The sequence below is a fragment of the Gilliamella sp. B3783 genome (genome assembly GCF_026536125.1).
Lineage (GTDB): Bacteria > Pseudomonadota > Gammaproteobacteria > Enterobacterales > Orbaceae > Gilliamella.
Genome location: NZ_JAFNOU010000001.1, coordinates 327,868 through 348,909, shown reverse-complemented (window position 1 = coordinate 348,909; position 21,042 = coordinate 327,868). Strand labels below are relative to the sequence as shown.

Here is a 21,042-nt window from a genome sequence, read left to right as displayed (position 1 = left end):
TAAAAAACATTAAAAAAAGCTTAATTATCGGTATTTGTATCGAGTTATAAAAACAGTATATACTAAATGCCAATTTTTCTAATGGTCAAAATCAGTGCGTTTAAATTCAAGTCAACAACAAGCGGTTGAATATGTATCCGGACCTTGCTTAGTTTTAGCTGGGGCTGGTTCTGGCAAAACTCGTGTTATTATTAATAAAATCGCGTATTTAATACGCGTTAAAGAGTATTTACCTCGTCATATTGTTGCGGTAACGTTTACCAACAAAGCTGCGCGAGAAATGAAAGAGCGGATTGCTTTGTCTTTGACTAAAAAAGAGACGCGGGGGTTAAAAATTTCGACCTTTCATACTTTAGGTCTTGATATTGTGCGTCGAGAGTATCACCATCTCGGCATTAAAGCTAATTTTTCATTATTTGATGATCATGATCAAATTGCCTTACTAAAAGAACTGACTCAGCAATGGCTAGAAGGTGATAAAGATTTAATTAACCAATTGCGATCAACCATTTCGAATTGGAAAAATGATATTATTGATGCAACTGTCGCTATGGCAAGAGCTCAAACTAACAAAGAAAAGTTATTTGCCCATTGTTATCAACTTTATGAAAAACAATTAAAAGCATGTAGTATTTTGGATTTTGATGATCTTATTTTGCTTCCTACTTTATTATTAAAAAACAATCAAGAAGTGCGGGAAAAATGGCAAAATCGTGTACGCTATTTACTGGTTGATGAGTATCAAGATACTAATACTAGTCAGTATGAATTTATCAAATTATTAGTGGGCAACCGAGCTAAATTTACGGTTGTTGGGGATGATGACCAATCGATATATTCTTGGCGAGGTGCTCGTCCACAAAATTTAGTGTTACTCAAGCAAGATTTTCCTCAATTAGCCGTGATTAAGTTAGAGCAAAATTATCGCTCTTCAGGACGTATATTAAAAGTGGCTAATATTTTAATTGAAAATAATCCCCATATTTTTGAAAAAAAACTGTTTTCGGAACATGGTTACGGTGAAGTATTAAGAGTGATTTCGGCCGATAGTGAAGAGCACGAATCTGAAAAAGTGGTTAATGATTTGATTGCTCATCGCTTTGCTAATAATAGCCAATATGGTCAATATGCCATTTTATATCGAGGTAATCATCAAGCGCGTTTAATTGAAAAGATGCTAATGCAGTATCGAATACCTTATCGTATATCAGGTGGTACTTCGTTTTTTTCTCGTATTGAAATTAAAGACCTAATGGCTTATTTACGTTTACTTACTAATCCGGATGACGATAATGCTTTTATTCGCATTATCAATACACCAAAAAGAGAAATTGGTCCAGCGACGATACAAAAACTTGGGGAATGGGCAAATCATCGCGGTGTTAGTTTATTTCAAGCAAGTCATGATATGGGGTTAACAGAAGTGTTATCCGGTAAACGAATGGAGTCTTTACAATTATTTATTCAATGGTTTGACTCACTAATTCAGCAATCACATAGTGAACCTATGAATGCTATTCATGAACTTATACATGGTATTCATTATGAAAGCTGGATCTATGAAACATCAGCTTCACCAACCGCAGGGCAAATGCGAATGCGTAATGTAGAGCAGTTAGTGAGCTGGTTAAATGATATGCTGCAAGGTGATGATCTCGATGAAGGAATGACGCTTGAGCAAGCTGTAGCTAGGTTTACTTTGCGAGATATGTTAGAACGTAATGAATCGGAAGAAGAGTTAGATCAAGTTCAGTTGATGACGTTACATGCATCTAAAGGGTTAGAATTTCCCTATGTCTACCTTGTTGGTATGTCTGAAGGACTATTACCGCATCAAACCAGTATTGATGAAGACAATATTGAAGAAGAGCGCCGTTTAGCTTATGTTGGAATTACGCGTGCTCAACGAGAATTAACGTTTTCATTTAGTCGCCAACGCAAACAATTTGGGGAAACAATGTATGTTGAACCAAGTCGATTTTTATTAGAGTTACCTCAAGATGATTTAGCATGGCAAGATCAATCAACTGAATTATCTCCCGAAAAAAAAATGCAACAAGGACAAAGTAGATTAGCTATGCTCAAAGCTCAAATTGCTAACGCCAAACAATAACCCTGAATATTATCCAAAATATAAAAGCTAATTCATTTAATGGTTTGTAAATAAACTCGTTTAATGCTTTTTGGGGTTAACTATGGTAGTCCTACATGCCAACTTTGTCTGGGGCGCTACCCACTGTAGACTAATTTACAATTTTTAATAAAACCAGTTAGTAAAACCAATAAATTATTATTATAATCTTTGAGAAAGTTGTTACGGGTTATTGGGTCATTTATGTCCAATAAAATAAGAATAAGTTAGCTTGTTTTTACAATAGATATTTTTAAATTATATTTTATAATATGATTTTATTATAAACCATGAATTATGACTGATAACGTTCAAGAAATGGAAGAATTGATGATATTTTGTCAACCTAACTAGATAAAGCATTAAAAATCATTGACGGATCAAAATAGCTTTATATAATGTTCAGCGTCTTTTCTACAAAACATATCATTGTCTCCTTAGCTCAGCTGGATAGAGCAACGGCCTTCTAAGCCGTAGGTCACAGGTTCGAATCCTGTAGGGGACGCCATAAGAATTCTTGATAATAAATAGTTGTCTCGTACTAGTTTAAAAGTTGGTTTTCTGTGATCTATACTTTGAATAAAGCGTTATTGCATCTAATTAGAATCTAGGTAAATAGTTTTGTATTTTTACCATTCTAGTGCATTAAGTAAATCTTGATTTCGCAAAGTAAAAAAATATTTTTAAATTTGATGGAACAACTTAATGATATACGCCTCAAATTTTTAATATTGTTGATTTCATAAATGGTATCGATTTACAACGTGTTTTAATTGTTTTGAGTAAACTAACAAAAGCATTTAGCTATTTATAAATTCTTTATTTTTTGTTCACTCTAGTGCATTAAAATTTTGCTATATCATTATTAACTATAAATAATTTACTTGAAAATAACTTAATAAAGCATCTTAAGTTAATCATTATCATCCAAATAATGGTAAAGCTAGGTTTTATTTATTTCATAGATAGCTATTGATCCCTTGATTTTTAAACATATTTTATGTTTAGTTAATAATTATACGTGATCGTAAAGAAAACCAAATAGTCTTAATAAAAGCGTATCATTAGTAATGAGGAAATAATGAGCAATAATTTAATCTCTAACTTAAATCGACTATTAGATAAAAGTATTAAATTACCTTTATATCAACAAATTGTTGAAATAATTGTTAAGCTAATTACTTCAGGAACATTGAAGAAAGGTGATTTTTTACCGAGTGAAAGGGAGTTTACTCAACAACTCAATATTTCGAGAATTACTATACGTAAGGCTCTAGAAATATTAGAAAATGACGGATTTATTATTCGTGCACGAGGCTATGGTACCTATGTGAATGGTTCATTCGAATATTCACTCAAAAGTCTAAAAGGTTTTTCCGAACAAATTCAAATATTAGGTCAGAAACCAAACACAATTTGGGTTAATAAACAATTAAGTAACGTCAGTCCAGAAATAGCAAGGTATCTTGGCGTTGACTTAAATGAAGATGTTTTTATTCTAAAACGTATTCGTTATATTGATGACTATCCTGTATCGATTGAACAATCCTATGTTCCTAAAGCACTTATTGATAATATTGATGATGTACAAACATCTTTATATACCTTTTTCCAGACACATAACATTATTCCGATGCATGTTAAAAACTGGGTATGTGCTAGTGCACCGAATGAAGAGTTTATGCAAGTGATGTCAGTGGAAAAGTCTGAACCTGTATTGATTATCAAACAGCAGGTTTTTGATGAAAATTACATTCCTATTGAATATAGCATTTGTCACTGCCGAAGTGATTTATATGTCTTTACAACAGAAGAGTAAGCATATTGGATTGATTAGATTTAACTGTGTTTATCTTATTATCGAGTAAAAAATTAGATTATAGTCAAATTGGCGCATTAAAAAGGGGGAATAAGTCCCCCGATTGTCTTTTTGCGATTGTTATGTCTAGTAACGAATGAATAAAAAATTTGTTTAAAAACGGTTCACTTATTCTTGTTTTATATGTTTAATAAGTTGTTGCCTGGTTGGTGAACAGTCCGCACCTTTTTGACCAACAGTGTAAGATGCAACTGCATTGCCTAACGTAACTGCATCGGATAAAGACCAACCAGCTGATAAAGCAGCAAGCACTCCTCCTGCATGATTATCTCCTGCACCAATTGTATCGATTACTGTGACTGGAAATATATCCACCCACTTTTGTTCTCCTTTTTGATAAACGTAGGCACCTTCGTAATCTAATCGAATAATGATTGGTGTATGATGCTTGGTAAACCAATTATGGGCAAAGTTTTGTACAGCATCTTTAAAATTGCTAGATTTACTGTCAAGACCAAGAAATTCAGCCTCTTGTCGATTGACCGATATAATGGGTTTTAAAGCGAATAACCGATCAAAAATTTCGGAATTTAACGTTGATATTCTTGGACCAAAATCAATAAAAAGGTCAAAAGGTTGAGAAAGAGATTCTACCCAATCGAGAATTTCGGATCCTGTTTTACTCGATAATTGGTAACCACATAAATAAATTATTGCGTTTTTTTCTATATGAAGATTAGCAAGTAATTGTTTATTCCAAGTACTTTCAATACCTTCAATAGTAAAAAAAGTTCTTTCACCTGTGGGGTCAACCAGCGCCAAACACCAGCCATTATCCTCTTCAAGATGAGTAAACTCTGATACAATCTGATGATGTTGCATTAATTGGCTAATTTGTGTTGCCCAAATACCCGTTCCAATAGGTAGCGCATTGTATGATTGCATACCTAATTGTTTTAGCATTAATGCAATATTAAAGGCACATCCTCCTATATGTTTTTCTTGCTGTGATAACAAAACTTCACCACCTGAACTGGGAATAAAAGGAGTTTGCATCACTAAGTCAATAACGGCAGCGCCAATAAGACAAATTTGCCGTTTAGTTGTTAAACACTCAATTTGCCTAATGAGCTGTTGGTTGACCATTAGCTGACTCCTTTATCTGTCTTAAACGATAAAACTCTTTGCTATAGTGTGTAAAATCTAAGTGATTAGCTTCATTAAGTTGTTTTATCCATAATGGATTGATACTCTCAACTCCATTTAGTGCACCACAAATTGCGGTCGCCATTGCACCAATAGTATCTGTATCACCACCCAGGTTTGCACAAAGTATGGCTGATTGATTAGGATCGGTTTTTGCAATTTCAACTATTGCTAATGCAGCGGGAACGGCTTCAAGTGTACTGGTGCCAGCACCGACAATATTATAAATATCGGACAGCTTAGACTGAACGCCTCCTGGCTTTTCAGCCAGATTAAGTGCCAGCTCAATTCGTTTTGATATTGAAGGGCTAAACGTGGTTATTTTTCGTGTTTGAGCAATATCAGCAATCGTTGCTAAACCTAATTTAATTTGTTGCCAACTACAATGATCTATTGCTTTAGATATAGCCCATGCGATGGTGACTGCACCAGCAATGGCTATATCTGACTTATGTGTTGGGCTTGAAGCAAGCGTAATTTGTTCGATGAAATCATCTAAATTATCTGCCGGCAACAAACAACCTAGTGGCGATACACGCATTGCCGCCCCATTTGTTGTTCCATTATTTTCTAATGAATCAATTGATTTGCCTTGCGAAATTTGATTAAGTGCAATTTTTGAAGTTGGTCCTAAGACATTTTTGTTAAATGCATCGAAATTTTGTGCCCACTTCATTATATTATTGGCAATAGTGTTTGGCTCAATTTGGCCATTACACTCAATAATGGCATCTGCAAGCGCGAGTGCCATTGAAGTATCATCAGTAAATTCAGCTTGATTGAAATAACAGGCTGCATTATTTTCTTTCGGACCTGGTAAAAAAGTATCTATCCATCCAAAATAGGACTGTACTTTTGTTCTAGGCCACAGTTCAGATGGCATTCCCATTGCATCGCCAATGGCTTGTCCATAGAACGTACCTAATATTTTATTTTCCTTAGAAATTGACATGATATCCTCTATCTTATTCTATGAATTACTCGTAAAGTGATTTATTACCAGCATAAATACGAGATCAATGTTATTGCAATTGATCAACTCTAATTGGTTCAATTTCACGTTTTTCTCTGAAAAATAGAAGAAATATTACTGCAATGACCACAATCATTATTGCACCAAAGCCCCACATGCCAGCCCAGTTGTAAGTTAAACCATTTTCAGGTGTTTCATATTTGAAAAAGTATTCCATCATTGTTCCACCTAAGTTATAACCAACTAAATTTCCTAAACCTAAGCAGAAAAGTGAAAATAATCCCTGAGCAGAGGCTCGAACGTGTGATGGAGCCTTTTTATCAACATAGACATAGCCGGTAACGAAATAAAAATCATAACTAACGCCATGGAGTAAAATACCAATAAATAACAAACTATAAATAAACAGATTATCCACACCGCCATAGACAAACAAGCCATAACGTATGCCTGCGGTTATTAACCCGAGCATCAATACATTTTTTATACCATATCGTTTGATAAAGAGAGGAAGACAAAGCATAAATAGAATTTCAGAAACTTGGCCAAGGGATAGCCATCCAGTTGCATTTGTCATGCCTATTTCAGTAAGGTAACCATTTGAAAAAGTATAATAAAAAGCAAGTGGAATACAGAACAAAAATGAACATAGTGTAAATGTTCTAAATTCTCTATCTTTTAATAAAATAATAGCATCTAAGCCTAAAATTACTCTTAAGCTGATTTTGCCAGTACTTTTTGGTGGTGTATTAGGTAACATAAATGCAAATAGTCCTAATACGGCAGAGCTTATAGCCGTGATGATAAGCGGAATATTACTTTTCGAAATATCACCAAAGCCTAGCAGGGTTGGTAAAAAACCACATACAACGCCAGATGCTATCCAGCCAATTGTGCCTAATACTCGAATACGTGGAAAGTAACGTTCTGCATCACTGACATTTGATAAAGCAATGGTATTGGTTAAAGCCACAGTTGGCATATAAGTTAAAGCATATAAAAATAATATAGGGAAAAATAGGTTGAAAGTTGTTTGTTGTGCTGCAAGGTACATTAAAAGTGCACCGAGTAGGCATAACACAGCTAACACTTTTTGTGCTGCAAAATAACGATCTGTAATCGAACCAATAATGATTGGAGAAATCACTGCTGCCATTGCAGTCGTTGCATAACACAGACTAATTTGCGCAGCAGAAAAACCATGATAACTCAAAAACTGCCACAAAGGCACAAACCACGCGCCCCAAATAAACCACTCAAGAAACATCATAGAAGAAAGCTTTATATTATTCATATTCATATAAATGAACTCCACTTGTATGTTACAATTATCTATAGGTTATATAAAGGTATTGCATCGCGACAATATTAACACAGGAATTCGAAGTTAGTAAGAATTGTTTATTTTTTTAGCAAAATAAATTTAAATTCGTTATTAACAATATAAAAGGATAAAGATAATTTTATTTGAATATTAATCACTTATATCGTTTTTTATTTTTTAAAATAAACTTTCTTGTTATCGATACTATAAGATGGAATATGAGTAATGCTTACTTGATTGAGCAATTTATACGTATTTTTAGCTAACTTTTAGCAAGGATTAAATGTTTATATAACCTTTATAACCAATCATTTTAGCTGCAATTAAATAGTTTTATAATGACTCTTCTCTCAAACGTCTGTAAGTTAATTCGCTTTTTATTTTGCTGTTACTTAGCCTTCATAATAATAAAAAGTCTATCTTCTATGTGTAAAATCTGTTGTGTGGTCTATTTTTTAGCACATAGAATGAAAAATCTACATAATTGTTTGAATCGATAGGTTATAGACTATTTTGTGCCATTAACTATTTTTATCGATATTTGTAAATCATATAATTTTCAGTTTTTATACATTCGCATTGTGCATAATTTTAAATTTATTACTGTAAAAGTAATCAAAGTCAGGTTTAACCTAACTTTGATACTAACTATTGTTGGGATTAAAAATCAATGTCTAAACCTAATTGGAAGGTTCGCCCTGGTGCTGTAAACATATCAAGATATTTATGATCAGAGGTGCTATATAGCTTATTATTACTCAAATAATCCCAATATTTTTGATTGGTAAGATTGTAAATACCCCCGCTTAATTTAACATTCTTGCTAATGTTGACATAACCGGTAAGATCGATAATTCCATGTCCTGGTACTCTAAAATACTCATCTTTTGAGTCAGTGATCGGTTTACCATCATTTCCATACGATTCGCGATTAGTCGATTCCGCTTTTTTCCCTTTTTGCAGCGTTGTTGTAATGGCAACCCCATAAAATTTATTTGGATCATCCCAAGCTAGACCTATAACGCTTTTTAATGGCGCAACAGAGTCCATTTCGACATTTTTATCACCTAAGTAATTGGATTTTGATTTACCTTGGTTATAGCCGATTGCGAATCTAGCACTTAAACCATTTACCGCATTAGACCATGTGCCAAAATTAAATTCACTGCTTAGTTCGGCACCATAAATATAAGCTTTATCGCGGTTTTCAGATTGATAAACGATACGATTACCCGTGCCGACAAAATCTTTTTTATATCGAGTATAGGCAATGAAGTTTTTATAGCGATTATAGAATACGGCTGATGATAACGTTATTCCTGAAACCGGATGTCCTTTTAAACCTAATTCAAAGTTATTACTTGTTTCGGTTTTTAGGTTAGAGTCACCAACTAAAACATACATCTTACTATGAGCTAAATAAGAACCGTATAATTGATTTTGATTCGGCATTTGCGCACTACGTTTATATTGTAAGTAGGCAGTAAAATCAGGATTAATATCGTACATCAATGCAAGTGATGGTAAAATTTGGAAATCGCTATTATCACTGTACTGTTTGCTCAAATTAGATGAGTTGATACCCGTTACAGACATATTATCCAAATTACGCGGTTTAGTGTTTTGATATATCGCTCTAATACCCGGAACCAAATAGTAGTTATTTGTTTCGTTATAGTTAAAGCTAATACGGTCTTCAACAAATCCACCTAATTGATAAGAACGGCTATCGGCTTGAGGTTTGGTATAGTCACCATCAGGAAAGATTTTACTATTTTCAGATTTAGCAGAAGTATAAAACGGTGATTCGTCTTTACCCCATTTAGCATTTAAACCCGCACTAATTTTTTGATTTTCGTAATTTTTTAATAATGTTGTAATAAAGTTATAAGTCTTAGTGTTATAGTTGGTTTGGGTATTAAAGTTTCCTTTAGTTTTATGACGTAAATCAGTATCATCATAAACATTAGTACGTTGATAACTTAATTGGGTCGTTAATATATCGATCCAGCTAAGGTCGGTTGGGCGCCACTGATCTTTGATAGATAAATTGAAGCGATTATTTTTACTTTTTTGGTGATCGAAAGATTCAATCTTGCTACCTGTTCTATTCCATGTATCGTAATGTGAATTTTTTGTTTTACTATTAAAGTCGATGGTTGTATTTAATAAATGTTCATCGGTCATTTGCCAGCCAAAACCGGCTAAAATGGAATTAGAGTGCCAATTTTCAGGATAACTGCTAATAGAATCCCCATGATTTCTTGTTTGCTGACCATCACGACGACTCAAAACTAATATACCATTAAGATAATCATCACCACCTGCCATGGTTAGCCCTTGATGATAACTATGATCTGCTGAATCGTAGTTATTTTGGAAACCAAAATAACTTGTTTTACCTGGGTATAAGTAGTAACTTGCTGTTTTTGTTTGGAATGAAACAGAACCCCCTAAAGCATTATTAGGATTACCAACCGAGGTTGCACCTGATTGAATATCAACTTTATTGTACATATAAGTATCAATATAATCACGCCCGATACCATAAGAACCAAATCCAGCCCGACCGACTGAATTTACGCGCCCTTGTGCAATGGGTAAAGGCATTCCATCAATATCAATCGATACGCGGTTTGCATCCAAACCGCGGATGTTATAACCGGTAAATCCACCTCTATCCCAACTACTTTTTCCACTTCCTGAACCAGAAATAGTGCCTGAAGCCGAAATCAGGGGTTGATAACGCATGATTGTTCCAAAATTTGTTCCGCCATCACGTCTAATATCTTGTTCAGAAATTTCAGTATTTGTGCCCGGTTTTTTGAATGCTTCATGCGCGGTGACAGTCATCGTGTCATTAATTTTATCGTCATCATGTTTTTCAGCGGCAATACTCGGGACTGCAAAAGTCAGACCCAAAGCTAACGTGCTGGTTTTTTTTAAATTTGTAAAATTGAACATTGTAATCCTTTTAGACTTAGTAAATTAAATAAAATGATTCACTTCAATTGCTTCTAATTTGTTGTCAAACATTATTAAAATTTATATAAAAATCAGGATGAACTTCATTTTGGATAGAAGCTTTGGTATAAAATTTTTGTAATCTCATCAACTCTTGGTCCTATCCCAAAAAGATATTGATCATCAACAACAGTTATACGGTGATTTTTGTAAGCATCTGTTTCTGTAATACCTGGGATAGTATTGATTTTGTCTAAACCACCTAACTGTTCAATAGAGTGGGTATTAAATACAATAACCTGCGGATTCATCACAATTAGCGATTCAGGGGTATAACTTTTATAACTTGTATGTGTGGCTAAATTTTCACCGCCAGCAATCGTGATTAACGCATCCGCTGTTGTATTTTTACCCGCAACTGAATTGGTCCCAGCCATGCTCATTAAGAAAAGCACTTTTGTTTTTTTATGATGATTGGAAATGTCTTTTTGGATTTGTGAAAGATTGGTTTTAATTTTATTGATTAATTGCTGTCCTTCGGTTTTTTTATTTAATTTATCAGCGATTTTATCAATATTTTCATATAGTAAATCAACAGTACCAGGGATTCGGTTTAACGCCAATACACTTACCTTAGCCTTGCCAACTTGAGCAAAGATATTATCAGGTTCTATATCTTTAAATGCGATAAAAAGAGAGGGGTGTAAAGATAAAATTCCTTCAATATTTAATAATTTCCAATAACCAATTTGAGGTAGATTTTTTACTGATTCAGGATAGGTACTCGTTTTATCAATACCAACAACTTGCTCACCTGCGCCTAGGGCATAAACAATTTCAGTTAAGCTTGCCCCTGCAATAACGATTCTTTCATTAGCAAAGCTATAATTAATCAAACCATTGAAAACAAAGATGAATAGTAACGCAGTTACTTTTGTCATAATTTTTTTTAACATTTAACACTCCCTGTGTCTCGGTATTGAGGGTAGTAATATAGTGAAAATGATAACTATTATCAATATTGTCATATAAATTATTTTATAAATCTTATTAATTACTACATTTTTTTAGCAAAAAAATTAAATAAATATCAATTAATTATAAAATAAATCAATAAAAAATATTGATAAATGATAATAATTATTATTTAATCTTGGCAAATTTTATTTACACATAGCCGTTATGAAATCGTTAGATGTGAGTGCTTTTTTTGCTGCGAATTCCGTTTTACCTTTTAAAAATCGTTGGGCAGTAATGCCTTTACAAGCAAGTTTACCGCTGGACCAAGACTTAATTGAAAAGCAATGGGAAAATATTCAATTATCTGAATTGAAAGGTAAAAAAAGGTTAATTTATGTGCATGTACCTTTTTGTGATATTCATTGTCAATTCTGTGGTTTTTATCAAAATCCACTACGTAAGCATAATACCGAAACCTATGTTGACTATCTTTTACACGAGATATCGTTAGAAATTACCAATAATGCCATGCAATCGGCCCCGATTCATGCAATCTATTTTGGTGGTGGTACACCATCAGCCTTGGCAGCAGGTCAATTGGCTAGAGTCATTCGCTATTTTAAGCAATTTGCACCCTTAGCTCCCGATTGTGAAATTACTGTAGAAGGGCGCATTTCTGATTTTGATGATGATCGCATTGATAGCTATATTGAAGCTGGAGCCAATCGTTTTTCGATTGGTGTGCAAACTTTCGATACGGATATTAGGCAAAAATTAGGTCGTCAATCTTCTAAACAACAAATTATTGATGGCTTTGAGCGTATAGCAGCTAGAGATAGTGTCGCGTTAGTTTGTGATTTAATGTTTGGATTACCTAACCAAACTTATCAAACTTGGCAACAAGATTTAGAAATAGTCGATAATCTACCTATTGATGGGGTTGATCTTTATGCCCTTAATTTACTGCCAACCACTCCTTTAGCTAAGGGCGTTGAAAATAAACGTATTGAGCTACCTTCAGTTACTGATAAATGCGATTTATATCAACAAGGCGCAAAGTATCTTGAAAAACAAGGTTGGCATCATTTAACTAATGCGCATTGGTCTAAAACCAGTCGAGAACGTAATTTATATAATTTTCTGATAAAGCAAGGTTCTCATTTTTTTGCTTACGGCTCGTGTGCGGGTGGACGATTAGGTGGGCACTCTTTTATGCTTAATCGTGATTTAGCAAGTTATTATGCGCAGCTCGATCAAGGTAAAAAACCATTAATGATGTTAACAGGTAAACCTTTAATTGGCGATTGGTTATATAAATTACAAGCAGGTATTGAAAAGGGTAGAATTGATTTAAATGGTTTAACCGATCATGCCGAATTATTCGATCCCTTAATTGAACAATGGTACCAAGTTGGTCTATTAAAAAATCAAGCACATTGTTTGCAATTAACTTTATCGGGACGTTATTGGTCAAGTAATATTCTTCAAGCTTTACAACAATTATTATTACAATTGAATAATCCAGAACATATTGAATTGCAACAAAAAATGGCAACGGCTAGACAGTCTATGAAAGCAATGCAGGGTATGTCAAAATCGGTTAATCATAAACAACATGTCTAAATAACATCACATCAATAAGGATACTTCTATGGTAGATAAACAAACACATTTAACTCACTTAGCAACTTATATGCAAACTAATCCAGAAGATTTGCTAGAAAAAATTGCACAAGACTATCAAGTTACTTTAACGCAAGTCATTCAAGCTATGTCAGAATCTAAAATTGTTGATGGTGATCATTTCGATGCTATTTGGGATGAAGTAACAACTTGGGGTGATGTAATGTTTTTGATTCATACAGGTGATATTATTGCTGAAATTTCAGGTGAGCTACCGCCTGGCACACATAGTCAAAAATATTTTAATTTACGCCATCAAAAAGGTTTAAGTGGTCATATTAAAGCTGAACATTGTCAATATATTGCGTTTATTGAACGAAAATTTATGAAGATGTCGACAGCATCGATGATTTTTTTAAATCATTTGGGACAGTCGATGTTTAAAATATTTGTTGGTCGTGATGAAAATCATCAACTTAAAGCCGATCAACTAGAAAAATTTAGAGCTTTGATGCAAAAATTCAATTAAAACATATTATGAAAACATTATTTATTTTTGGGGTAAGCCCAAATCAAGGTACGGGTTACCAACTAGCACAGTTGGTAAGACAACGTCATCCTGACTGGCGTTGTATTGTATTAGTTAGGCATGCAGATTTTGCCAAACAGCTTTCGCAACAAGGTATTGAAACTTATGTCGGCGATGCAACGAATACTACTTTGTTAAACGCTATGTTTGAACATGCTGGTGCTGACTCTGTCATTGTTTCAACTTTAGGTGGTGAAACAGGTAACTATACAGCACAGCGAAAGATTATTGATTGTGCAGAGCAAGCAGGTATTACCAACATGGTTTTGGTCACTTCTTTAGGCTGTGGTGATTCGTGGAACACGTTATCTGCTAGGGCAAAACAAGCCTTTGGTCACGCCGTTCGAGAAAAGTCATTAGCTGAAGTGTGGTTGCAAACAAGTTCGTTGTCGTATTTGATTTTACGACCAGGCGGACTACGTAATGGCGAAATTACTTATAGCGCTCAATGTTATTTTAATCAGGAAGTTCATGGCTTTATCCATCGAGCAGAGCTAGCTAATACGATTTTAACCAAAATAGAAAATAAGCAATTTGATAATTGTGCATATAGTGTGGTTGATCCTCATCTGGCCGTTCATAATTAATGCATATAAATATATATGATCAAGTTGATATTATCAGTGAGGTAAGTTGGTGCGTAATGTTAGTCAACGAATAATATTATGGGCATTATTGGTTATCCTTTGTGTGTTGATTATTTTTGCGGCAAACATTGGCGCACTTAAATTTCCCATTACCCAACTTGCAACAATGTCATTTGACGATCCGATATTAAATATTTGGCTCAATATTCGTTTACCTCGCATAATTTTAGCTGTTATTGTGGGAATGGCATTAGCCAGTTCGGGTGCGGTGATGCAGGGGTTATTCAGAAATCCATTAGCGGATTCAGGTCTACTTGGAATTAGTAGTGGCGCAAGTTTAATGGTCGGATTATCGATTTTATTTCCAACCATTTTTCCACCTATTATGATGCTTTACGGTAAGATGGTTGCCGCTTTTATCGGCAGTTTTTTTATTTGCTTGCTGATTTATCTTTATAGCCTGAACGAACAATGTAATTTAGCTAAAATGGTTTTATTAGGTGTAGCAATTAATGCAATTATTGCGGCTGTAATGGGCTGTTTAAGCTATGTTAGTGATGAATCTCAATTAAGACAATTATCTTTGTGGTCAATGGGACATTTAGGTAAAGGCTCTTGGGATTTGGTACTCGTTGCTATGTCTCTAATTGTTCCTGCATTAATTTGTATTTTTAAACTTTCTTATCAACTTAATATCTTGCAGCTTGGTGATGAAGATGCGCACTATCTAGGTATTAATGTCCTTCGTATAAAGCAATATTTATTATTACTTTGTGCATTATTGATAGGCACAGCTGTTGCCGTGAGTGGTATTATCGCTTTTGTTGGTTTAGTTGTTCCACATATGATTCGTTTACGGATGGGGGCCAATCATCAATGGTTACTGCCGGGTTCTGCACTTGGTGGCGCTTGCCTGTTATTATTGGCCGATACACTAGCTCGAACCTTGATTGCCCCAGCTGAAATACCTGTTGGACTGTTCACCAGCCTCATTGGTGGTCCCTATTTTCTTTGGCTGATTTTAAGACAGAAGTAACAGATGGAATTAGATCATGATGTTAATTGCAAATAATTTAACATTTGCTTATGGCAGTAAAACTATTATTAATGAGGTTTCTTTGACCATTAATGCTGGTGAAATTGTCATTATTATTGGCCCCAATGGTGCGGGTAAATCGACTTTGTTAAGGCTGTTAACGGGGTATCAGCAGCCATCATCTGGCGCGTGTTTTTTACTTAATAAACCATTAAACCAATGGTCGGCAAAACAGTTAGCGAAAGTTAGAACGGTGATGCTACAGCATAGTCAACTTACCTTTCCTTTCAGTGTTAAAGAAGTCGTTGCTATGGGACGTGCGCCTTACGGAAAAGACTATGTTGAGCAAGCTATATTTGAGACCATGGAGCAAACTGATTGTTTAAAATTAGCCGATCGCGATTATCGAAGTTTATCTGGCGGTGAACAGCAACGTGTTCAATTAGCAAGAGTGTTAGCCCAGCTGTGGCAACCTACGCCAAGAGAAAAATTACTGTTTTTAGATGAACCGACTTCAGCGCTCGATTTATATCATCAACAGCACACTTTAAGGTTATTAAAAAAATTAGCCAAGCAACAAAATTTAGCTGTGTGTTGTATATTACATGATCTTAATTTAGCTGCTTTATATGCGGATAAGATTTTATTACTTAATCAAGGAAAGATAGTTGAACAAGGCACACCAGCAGAGGTGATAACTGTCAATAACATTAAACATTGGTATGGCGTTGAATTAGGAATATATCCGCATCCAATAAATCAGGTTGTGCCACAAATTTATTTAACACCCTGAATAGAAATAACTATTATTCATCACTGCATTTTATATTGGTTTAGGTATATAATTATCTAAAATTAATTTACAGGTGTAGCTTATGGATCAATTTAACAACCCAAAATCAATTCCTGTTGCTCACTTATTGGCATCTCAGCCTATTTTTAGTTGTCAATTAGATGGCAAAGGCAAAGCTGTAAGCTTAGATGAAAATAGTGAAGCATCGGTTGAAAAACCCTGTTGGATTCATTTAGATTTTGCTAAGCCTGAAACAATCAATTGGATACACTCAACTACGATAATTCCTGATTTAGTCAAAAGCGAATTAATCAAACCTAATCAGATTTCAAAGGAAATTCGTTTTGATTCAGGGATTTTAGTTGTGCTAAAAGGGGTTAATTTCACACCAAATGAATTGCCTGACCCAATTGTAACATTTCGCTTTTATATTATTGATAATTTAATCATCTCCTCTAGACATCAGCAAATTGATGCTATTTTTCAATTAAAAGATAATTTAGAAAAAGGGATAGGGCCTGTCGATGTTGCTGATTGGCTGATTCAAGTTTCTGAACTGATTAGTGATCAAGTTAATTTGTCTTTTGATAGTGTACACAACAAAATTATTAAACTTGAAGATTTGGTGTTAAATCAGCATATTTTTTCCCATAAAGAGATAGGAAGAGTACGTAAACAACTGATTGTTTTACGTCGTTTATTATCACCACAGCGGGATATTTTTGTAAAAATTTCAACAGAAAGAATATCTTGGATTGATGACAATGACCGTCAACGTTTACATGATATTTCTAATCAGCAAAGCCATTATGTATCTGATATTGACAGTTGTTTATTAAGATTGGCATCAATTATGGAACAAATTAATAGCTTTTTGGCTGAATCGACCAATAAACGAATTTATTTAATGTCTCTATTTACCATTATTTTTACGCCAATTACATTCTTAACAAGCTTATTAGGCGTAAATTTAGCGGGTATTCCAATGAGTGAAAAGAGTTGGTCCTTTCTAGGATTAGTGTTAATAATTATTGTGATTTGTATTGGATCGGTAATATGGCTTAAATGCAAAAAATGGTGGTAAAACAGTGAATTTTTTGGTCAAACAGGGTAGATGATGGTGAACTTTCATAACGTTACCGATGTTAAAGCTATCAAGCCATTATTTAAAAAATTTCATCAATCCCTTTTGCAGGCTTATTGGCAAGGCAATATTGGTTATGCATACACTGATAACGCTTTACAACCCAACTCTGCAGTCGTGAATGTTGGTTGTTTCTTTTTTTGTGCAGGTTGCCCCAATCAGGATATGCTCAGCTATATTCCAACAATTTATGGTAACAATTATTTTATTGTTATTGCAGATGATCAAACTTGGCAAAGTTTGATAGAACGGACATATCCCAGTTGTTATGAGAAATTTACCCGTTATAGTTTTTATTCTGAACCATTATTTGAACGCCAAAAACTACAAGCTATCGTTTCACAACTATCTGAAGGTTATCGACTAAAAGCAATTGATGAAAATGATTATCAACAGATTACTTCGCTTGAATGGTCTAAGGACTTATGCAACAATTTTAACGCTTATTCTGAGTTTAGAAAATATGGATTAGGATATGTTATTTTGAAAGATAATATTATTGTTTCTGGGGCGTCTTCTTATTTGGCATATAATAATTGTATTGAAATAGAAGTCGACACAATAGCGCAACACAGACGGAAAGGTCTTGGTTTGATTTGCTCAGCAAAGTTAATTTTAACCTGTCTGGAACGTCAGATATCACCCAAATGGGATGCACATAATCATGCGTCTTTAAAAATGGCGACTAAACTAGGTTTTATACTAAATAAACCTTATCAAGCTTATCATATTTGGCATTCATGATTAATATAACGTATTATGCAATCTAATCAATTCTATCGTCTTTTTATTGCCGAAAAACCAAGTTTGGCAAAAGCCATTGCTGATGTGTTACCTAAGCCTCATCAAAAAGGTAATGGTTTTATTAAAGCCAGCAATGGGGATATTGTCAGTTGGTGTATTGGTCACTTATTGGAACAAGCTACTCCGGAAGCCTATGATCAACGTTATAAAAAATGGACCATTGCTGATTTGCCTATTGTGCCCGAAAAATGGCTATTAACACCAAAAAGCAGTACTGAAAAACAATTCAATATATTGGTCGATTTGATTAAATCAGCCGGTCAAATAGTGCATGCTGGCGACCCCGATAGAGAAGGGCAATTGCTGGTTGATGAAGTGCTCAATTATTGTCAATTATTACCAGAGAAACGTAAAACTATTCAACGTTGTTTAATTAGTGATTTAAATGCTAGTGCTGTAGAAAAATCGTTGGAACAGTTACGTAGTAACCAAGATTTTATTCCTTTATCGACCTCGGCATTAGCAAGAGCTCGAGCTGATTGGCTTTATGGGATTAATATGAGCCGATTATGTACTATAGCTGGGCAACGCAATGGTTACCGAGGTGTATTATCAATTGGGCGTGTACAAACGCCTGTATTAGGTTTAGTGGTAAGGCGTGATTTAGATATTGAACAGTTTGTTCCTAAATCTTTTTATGAAGTCTATGCCGTTTTAGAAACTAAACATAAAGAGATCTTTAAAGCCAAATGGCAACCAAGTGAGGCTTGTTCCCCTTATCAAGATGAGGAGGGACGAATATTAGTTAAAAAATTGGCTGAGAATGTTTGTCAAAGGATAAAAAATCAAACAGGCATTATCGATAAAGTAAGTAATAAAAAGAAAGAGTTAGCTCCACCAATGCCATTTAATTTATCTGCTTTACAAATTGAGATGGCTAAAAAAAATGGATTAAGTGCTCAAGAAGTATTAGATATTTGCCAATCTTTATATGAAAAACATAAATTAATTACCTATCCAAGATCTGATTGTCGATTTTTACCCCAAGATCATCTAAAGCAGATTAATGGCGTAAAATCTGCTATCGAAAATAATTGCCCACAACTGCAAACTGCTGTGGATAATGCTGATTTTACACTACGTTCTAAAGCTTGGAATGATAAAAAAGTCGAAGCTCACCATGCCATTATTCCTACTTTACGCAAAGTCAAAATGAGTAATTTATCAGAGCATGAAAAATCGGTTTATCAAGTTATTGCAACGCAGTATCTGGCTCAATTTTATACGGCTTATAAATATGCAGAATTACAAATTGATGTTGATATTGAAGGTGGTAAATTTGTTGCGAAGGCTAATCAAATGCTTGATGAGGGATGGAAAGTATTATTCAGCACTAAAAATAGTCAAAATGAAGGGGAATTAGAGAGTAGTGAAAATAGCCCTTTATTGACTAAATTAGTAAAAAAAGGTGATAGTGTGCAGTGTATTGATGCTGAACTGGTGGACAAACAAACTGTGCCACCAAGGCCATTTACTGATGCTACCTTGCTTTCTGCTATGACTGGTATTGCGCGATTTGTCAAAGATCCTGAAGTAAAAAAAATATTGCGTGAGACAGATGGATTAGGCACTGAAGCAACTAGAGCTGGCATCATTGAACTTTTATTTAAGCGTCAATTTTTAACTCGACAAGGCAAATCTATTCGATCAACGCAAGTTGGCCGGAATTTGATACTTTCAATTCCAGAAACAATGTCTATGCCAGATATGACTGCCCATTGGGAATTACAATTAGATCAAATAAGTAAAAAGGAATTTTCTTATCAGGAATTTATGTGTCAACTAAATTCATCACTGGTGAATTTAGTTGAGCAACTCAGAAATAGTCGATTAAATATTCAATCTTAATTTTCTTGATTTAAAACTGATACTTAAATCCGGTTATTTGTCAGTGTGACATATTACTTATTTTTAATTATTGTTATCGCTCTCTTGCTCATTTTGAACAAAAACTTGCTCGGCAATGGATATATTGATTTTTTGATCATCTTTAATAATAACGGCAAGTTGGTGATTGGCTCGATTAAGGAAATCGTTATCCTTAAGAATCAATCTAAGCATATTGAGTCTTTTTATTACAGGCACAATAAATTGGCTAATAATAATTGTGATGATAAAAATGGTTAATATAGCAATGATTACACTAATAATTTCAGGTGATTTAAAAATAGTGTTGAGATTAGATAGTACAAAAATAATAGCAATAACAGCAGCTATACAGCTCACAACAAATTCTTTAACGAGAAAAAGTTTTAAAGGGTAAATTTTATTTTTTTCAATAGCAAAGTATTGGGTTAATGAATTTAACTGTGTTAAATCAATAATGTTATAAATATCACTATTGATTAAGGATATAGCAATTCTCTCCTTGTTACGATTGCCTGAACGATAAAAACACACTTTTTCCCAGAGTAATTTCTTTTTAATATTGTTTAAATAGTCTTTTTGATATTGTGGCTGTGGTGTTTTTTCTAAAATATCAGTGTACTTAATAATATTTTCAAAATAGTTACTTTTAGGTTTTTTTTTGAAAACAAACGCAATTATTGATAGTGCAAAAATAACGATTAAGTTGAGCCAATTATCATTAAATAATGTACTTAATTCCATTCTATTTATCCTAGTTTAAACAGTTATCATATTGTAACGGATTATGGATAAAACGTGTATCAATTCTACACTAAAATTGTTGCAGTTAAGGCAATAAGTGCTGTTTTTAAGCGTTCAAAGCCATTATTTGCCATAATAGGTTGACTTCTTTTTTTTAAAAGCGTATAACTTGCCCGCCTTTGGGCTTTTCTTACTTTTTTAACTATTAGGTGGTTAAAAATGAGGGTTAGGGAAAGTTGAAACGCAAAGGGTTTAGTTCAGTTTACAGGAGAAATATGGACGCTCATTCGGGTCACCCCAACAGCTGGGGAGACAAATTAAAACAAATCACCATCGGTTAATGACCTGTCTAAATATTCATTTTTTCAGTTCACAAGCCGAAAATTGATAAACGGTAACGGTGAACGATATGCATTTTTCTACACGCTATCACATAAATTCAAAACATCATTGCGCACATACACATATGCTATGTGTTT

At 34.0% G+C, this 21,042-nt stretch carries 16 protein-coding genes and 1 tRNA gene; 11 read left to right on the top strand and 6 right to left on the bottom strand.

Annotated elements, in window-relative coordinates; translation table 11 throughout:
* Nucleotides 1-94: 94 nt before the first annotated feature.
* From rep to J3U59_RS01800, 3 genes are all read left to right on the top strand, one after another.
* On the top strand, nucleotides 95-2,113 hold the full coding sequence (gene rep / locus J3U59_RS01810) for a DNA helicase Rep (protein ID WP_267332574.1): 2,019 nt from the start codon (nucleotides 95-97) through the stop codon (nucleotides 2,111-2,113).
* A 449-nt stretch (nucleotides 2,114-2,562) separates the two neighbouring features.
* Nucleotides 2,563-2,639 (top strand) — tRNA-Arg (locus J3U59_RS01805).
* Between the two features lie 573 nt (nucleotides 2,640-3,212).
* Nucleotides 3,213-3,950, top strand: a complete 738-nt coding sequence (locus J3U59_RS01800; protein ID WP_267332575.1) for a GntR family transcriptional regulator — start codon at nucleotides 3,213-3,215, stop codon at nucleotides 3,948-3,950.
* Between the two features lie 168 nt (nucleotides 3,951-4,118).
* On the opposite strand, the gene J3U59_RS01795 is transcribed toward J3U59_RS01800, so the two are convergent.
* The 5 genes from J3U59_RS01795 to J3U59_RS01775 all read right to left on the bottom strand — a co-directional run bounded on the left by J3U59_RS01795 (nucleotide 4,119) and on the right by J3U59_RS01775 (nucleotide 11,373).
* Nucleotides 4,119-5,096, bottom strand: a complete 978-nt coding sequence (locus tag J3U59_RS01795) for a PfkB family carbohydrate kinase (RefSeq protein ID WP_267332576.1) — start codon at nucleotides 5,094-5,096, stop codon at nucleotides 4,119-4,121.
* Nucleotides 5,074-6,108 carry an ADP-ribosylglycohydrolase family protein gene (locus tag J3U59_RS01790; protein WP_267332577.1) on the bottom strand — a complete coding sequence of 345 codons (1,035 nt, stop codon included), beginning with the start codon at nucleotides 6,106-6,108 and terminating at the stop codon, nucleotides 5,074-5,076. Before J3U59_RS01790 ends, J3U59_RS01795 begins: the two co-directional genes overlap by 23 nt.
* A gap of 70 nt (nucleotides 6,109-6,178) precedes the next feature.
* Nucleotides 6,179-7,429: a nucleoside permease gene (locus tag J3U59_RS01785; RefSeq protein WP_267332578.1), complete on the bottom strand. Its 1,251-nt coding sequence runs from the start codon at nucleotides 7,427-7,429 to the stop codon at nucleotides 6,179-6,181.
* Nucleotides 7,430-8,113: 684 nt separating this feature from the next.
* Nucleotides 8,114-10,417 (bottom strand): TonB-dependent receptor domain-containing protein, encoded by a 2,304-nt coding sequence (locus tag J3U59_RS01780; protein ID WP_267332579.1) that lies wholly within the window; start codon nucleotides 10,415-10,417, stop codon nucleotides 8,114-8,116.
* A 104-nt stretch (nucleotides 10,418-10,521) separates the two neighbouring features.
* Nucleotides 10,522-11,373, bottom strand: coding sequence for a heme/hemin ABC transporter substrate-binding protein (locus J3U59_RS01775; RefSeq protein WP_267332580.1), 852 nt, complete (start codon nucleotides 11,371-11,373; stop codon nucleotides 10,522-10,524).
* A 226-nt stretch (nucleotides 11,374-11,599) separates the two neighbouring features.
* Between J3U59_RS01775 and hutW the strand changes: the two genes are divergently transcribed.
* The 8 genes from hutW to J3U59_RS01735 all read left to right on the top strand — a co-directional run bounded on the left by hutW (nucleotide 11,600) and on the right by J3U59_RS01735 (nucleotide 19,801).
* Nucleotides 11,600-13,000, top strand: a complete 1,401-nt coding sequence (gene hutW / locus J3U59_RS01770; protein ID WP_267332581.1) for a heme anaerobic degradation radical SAM methyltransferase ChuW/HutW — start codon at nucleotides 11,600-11,602, stop codon at nucleotides 12,998-13,000.
* Nucleotides 13,001-13,028: 28 nt separating this feature from the next.
* Nucleotides 13,029-13,529: a heme utilization cystosolic carrier protein HutX gene (gene hutX / locus J3U59_RS01765; protein WP_267332582.1), complete on the top strand. Its 501-nt coding sequence runs from the start codon at nucleotides 13,029-13,031 to the stop codon at nucleotides 13,527-13,529.
* Between the two features lie 8 nt (nucleotides 13,530-13,537).
* Entirely contained in the window at nucleotides 13,538-14,176 is a 639-nt protein-coding gene (locus J3U59_RS01760; RefSeq protein WP_267332583.1) for an NAD(P)H-binding protein, read from the top strand.
* Between the two features lie 46 nt (nucleotides 14,177-14,222).
* Nucleotides 14,223-15,212, top strand: coding sequence for a FecCD family ABC transporter permease (locus J3U59_RS01755; RefSeq protein WP_416379528.1), 990 nt, complete (start codon nucleotides 14,223-14,225; stop codon nucleotides 15,210-15,212).
* A gap of 16 nt (nucleotides 15,213-15,228) precedes the next feature.
* Nucleotides 15,229-16,005 (top strand): heme ABC transporter ATP-binding protein, encoded by a 777-nt coding sequence (locus J3U59_RS01750; RefSeq protein WP_267332585.1) that lies wholly within the window; start codon nucleotides 15,229-15,231, stop codon nucleotides 16,003-16,005.
* A gap of 82 nt (nucleotides 16,006-16,087) precedes the next feature.
* Nucleotides 16,088-17,089 (top strand): zinc transporter ZntB, encoded by a 1,002-nt coding sequence (zntB, locus tag J3U59_RS01745; RefSeq protein ID WP_267332586.1) that lies wholly within the window; start codon nucleotides 16,088-16,090, stop codon nucleotides 17,087-17,089.
* A 30-nt stretch (nucleotides 17,090-17,119) separates the two neighbouring features.
* A complete protein-coding gene (locus J3U59_RS01740; RefSeq protein ID WP_267332587.1) occupies nucleotides 17,120-17,893 on the top strand; it encodes a GNAT family N-acetyltransferase in 774 nt (257 codons plus the stop codon).
* Nucleotides 17,894-17,908: 15 nt separating this feature from the next.
* Nucleotides 17,909-19,801, top strand: coding sequence for a DNA topoisomerase III (locus J3U59_RS01735; protein ID WP_267332588.1), 1,893 nt, complete (start codon nucleotides 17,909-17,911; stop codon nucleotides 19,799-19,801).
* A 63-nt stretch (nucleotides 19,802-19,864) separates the two neighbouring features.
* On the opposite strand, the gene J3U59_RS01730 is transcribed toward J3U59_RS01735, so the two are convergent.
* A complete protein-coding gene (locus J3U59_RS01730) occupies nucleotides 19,865-20,563 on the bottom strand; it encodes a hypothetical protein (protein WP_267332589.1) in 699 nt (232 codons plus the stop codon).
* Between the last annotated feature and the right edge of the window lie 479 nt (nucleotides 20,564-21,042).

Bases quoted from the DNA above. Each gene is read 5' to 3' on its own strand.
- J3U59_RS01800 (WP_267332575.1), top strand. From the start codon at position 3,213: ATGAGCAATAATTTAATCTCTAACTTAAATCGACTATTAGATAAAAGT.
- J3U59_RS01795 (WP_267332576.1), bottom strand. From the start codon at position 5,096: ATGGTCAACCAACAGCTCATTAGGCAAATTGAGTGTTTAACAACTAAA.
- J3U59_RS01790 (WP_267332577.1), bottom strand. From the start codon at position 6,108: ATGTCAATTTCTAAGGAAAATAAAATATTAGGTACGTTCTATGGACAA.
- J3U59_RS01785 (WP_267332578.1), bottom strand. From the start codon at position 7,429: ATGAATATGAATAATATAAAGCTTTCTTCTATGATGTTTCTTGAGTGG.
- J3U59_RS01780 (WP_267332579.1), bottom strand. From the start codon at position 10,417: ATGTTCAATTTTACAAATTTAAAAAAAACCAGCACGTTAGCTTTGGGT.
- J3U59_RS01775 (WP_267332580.1), bottom strand. From the start codon at position 11,373: ATGTTAAAAAAAATTATGACAAAAGTAACTGCGTTACTATTCATCTTT.
- hutW (WP_267332581.1), top strand. From the start codon at position 11,600: ATGAAATCGTTAGATGTGAGTGCTTTTTTTGCTGCGAATTCCGTTTTA.
- hutX (WP_267332582.1), top strand. From the start codon at position 13,029: ATGGTAGATAAACAAACACATTTAACTCACTTAGCAACTTATATGCAA.
- J3U59_RS01760 (WP_267332583.1), top strand. From the start codon at position 13,538: ATGAAAACATTATTTATTTTTGGGGTAAGCCCAAATCAAGGTACGGGT.
- J3U59_RS01750 (WP_267332585.1), top strand. From the start codon at position 15,229: ATGATGTTAATTGCAAATAATTTAACATTTGCTTATGGCAGTAAAACT.
- zntB (WP_267332586.1), top strand. From the start codon at position 16,088: ATGGATCAATTTAACAACCCAAAATCAATTCCTGTTGCTCACTTATTG.
- J3U59_RS01740 (WP_267332587.1), top strand. From the start codon at position 17,120: ATGATGGTGAACTTTCATAACGTTACCGATGTTAAAGCTATCAAGCCA.
- J3U59_RS01735 (WP_267332588.1), top strand. From the start codon at position 17,909: ATGCAATCTAATCAATTCTATCGTCTTTTTATTGCCGAAAAACCAAGT.
- J3U59_RS01730 (WP_267332589.1), bottom strand. From the start codon at position 20,563: ATGGAATTAAGTACATTATTTAATGATAATTGGCTCAACTTAATCGTT.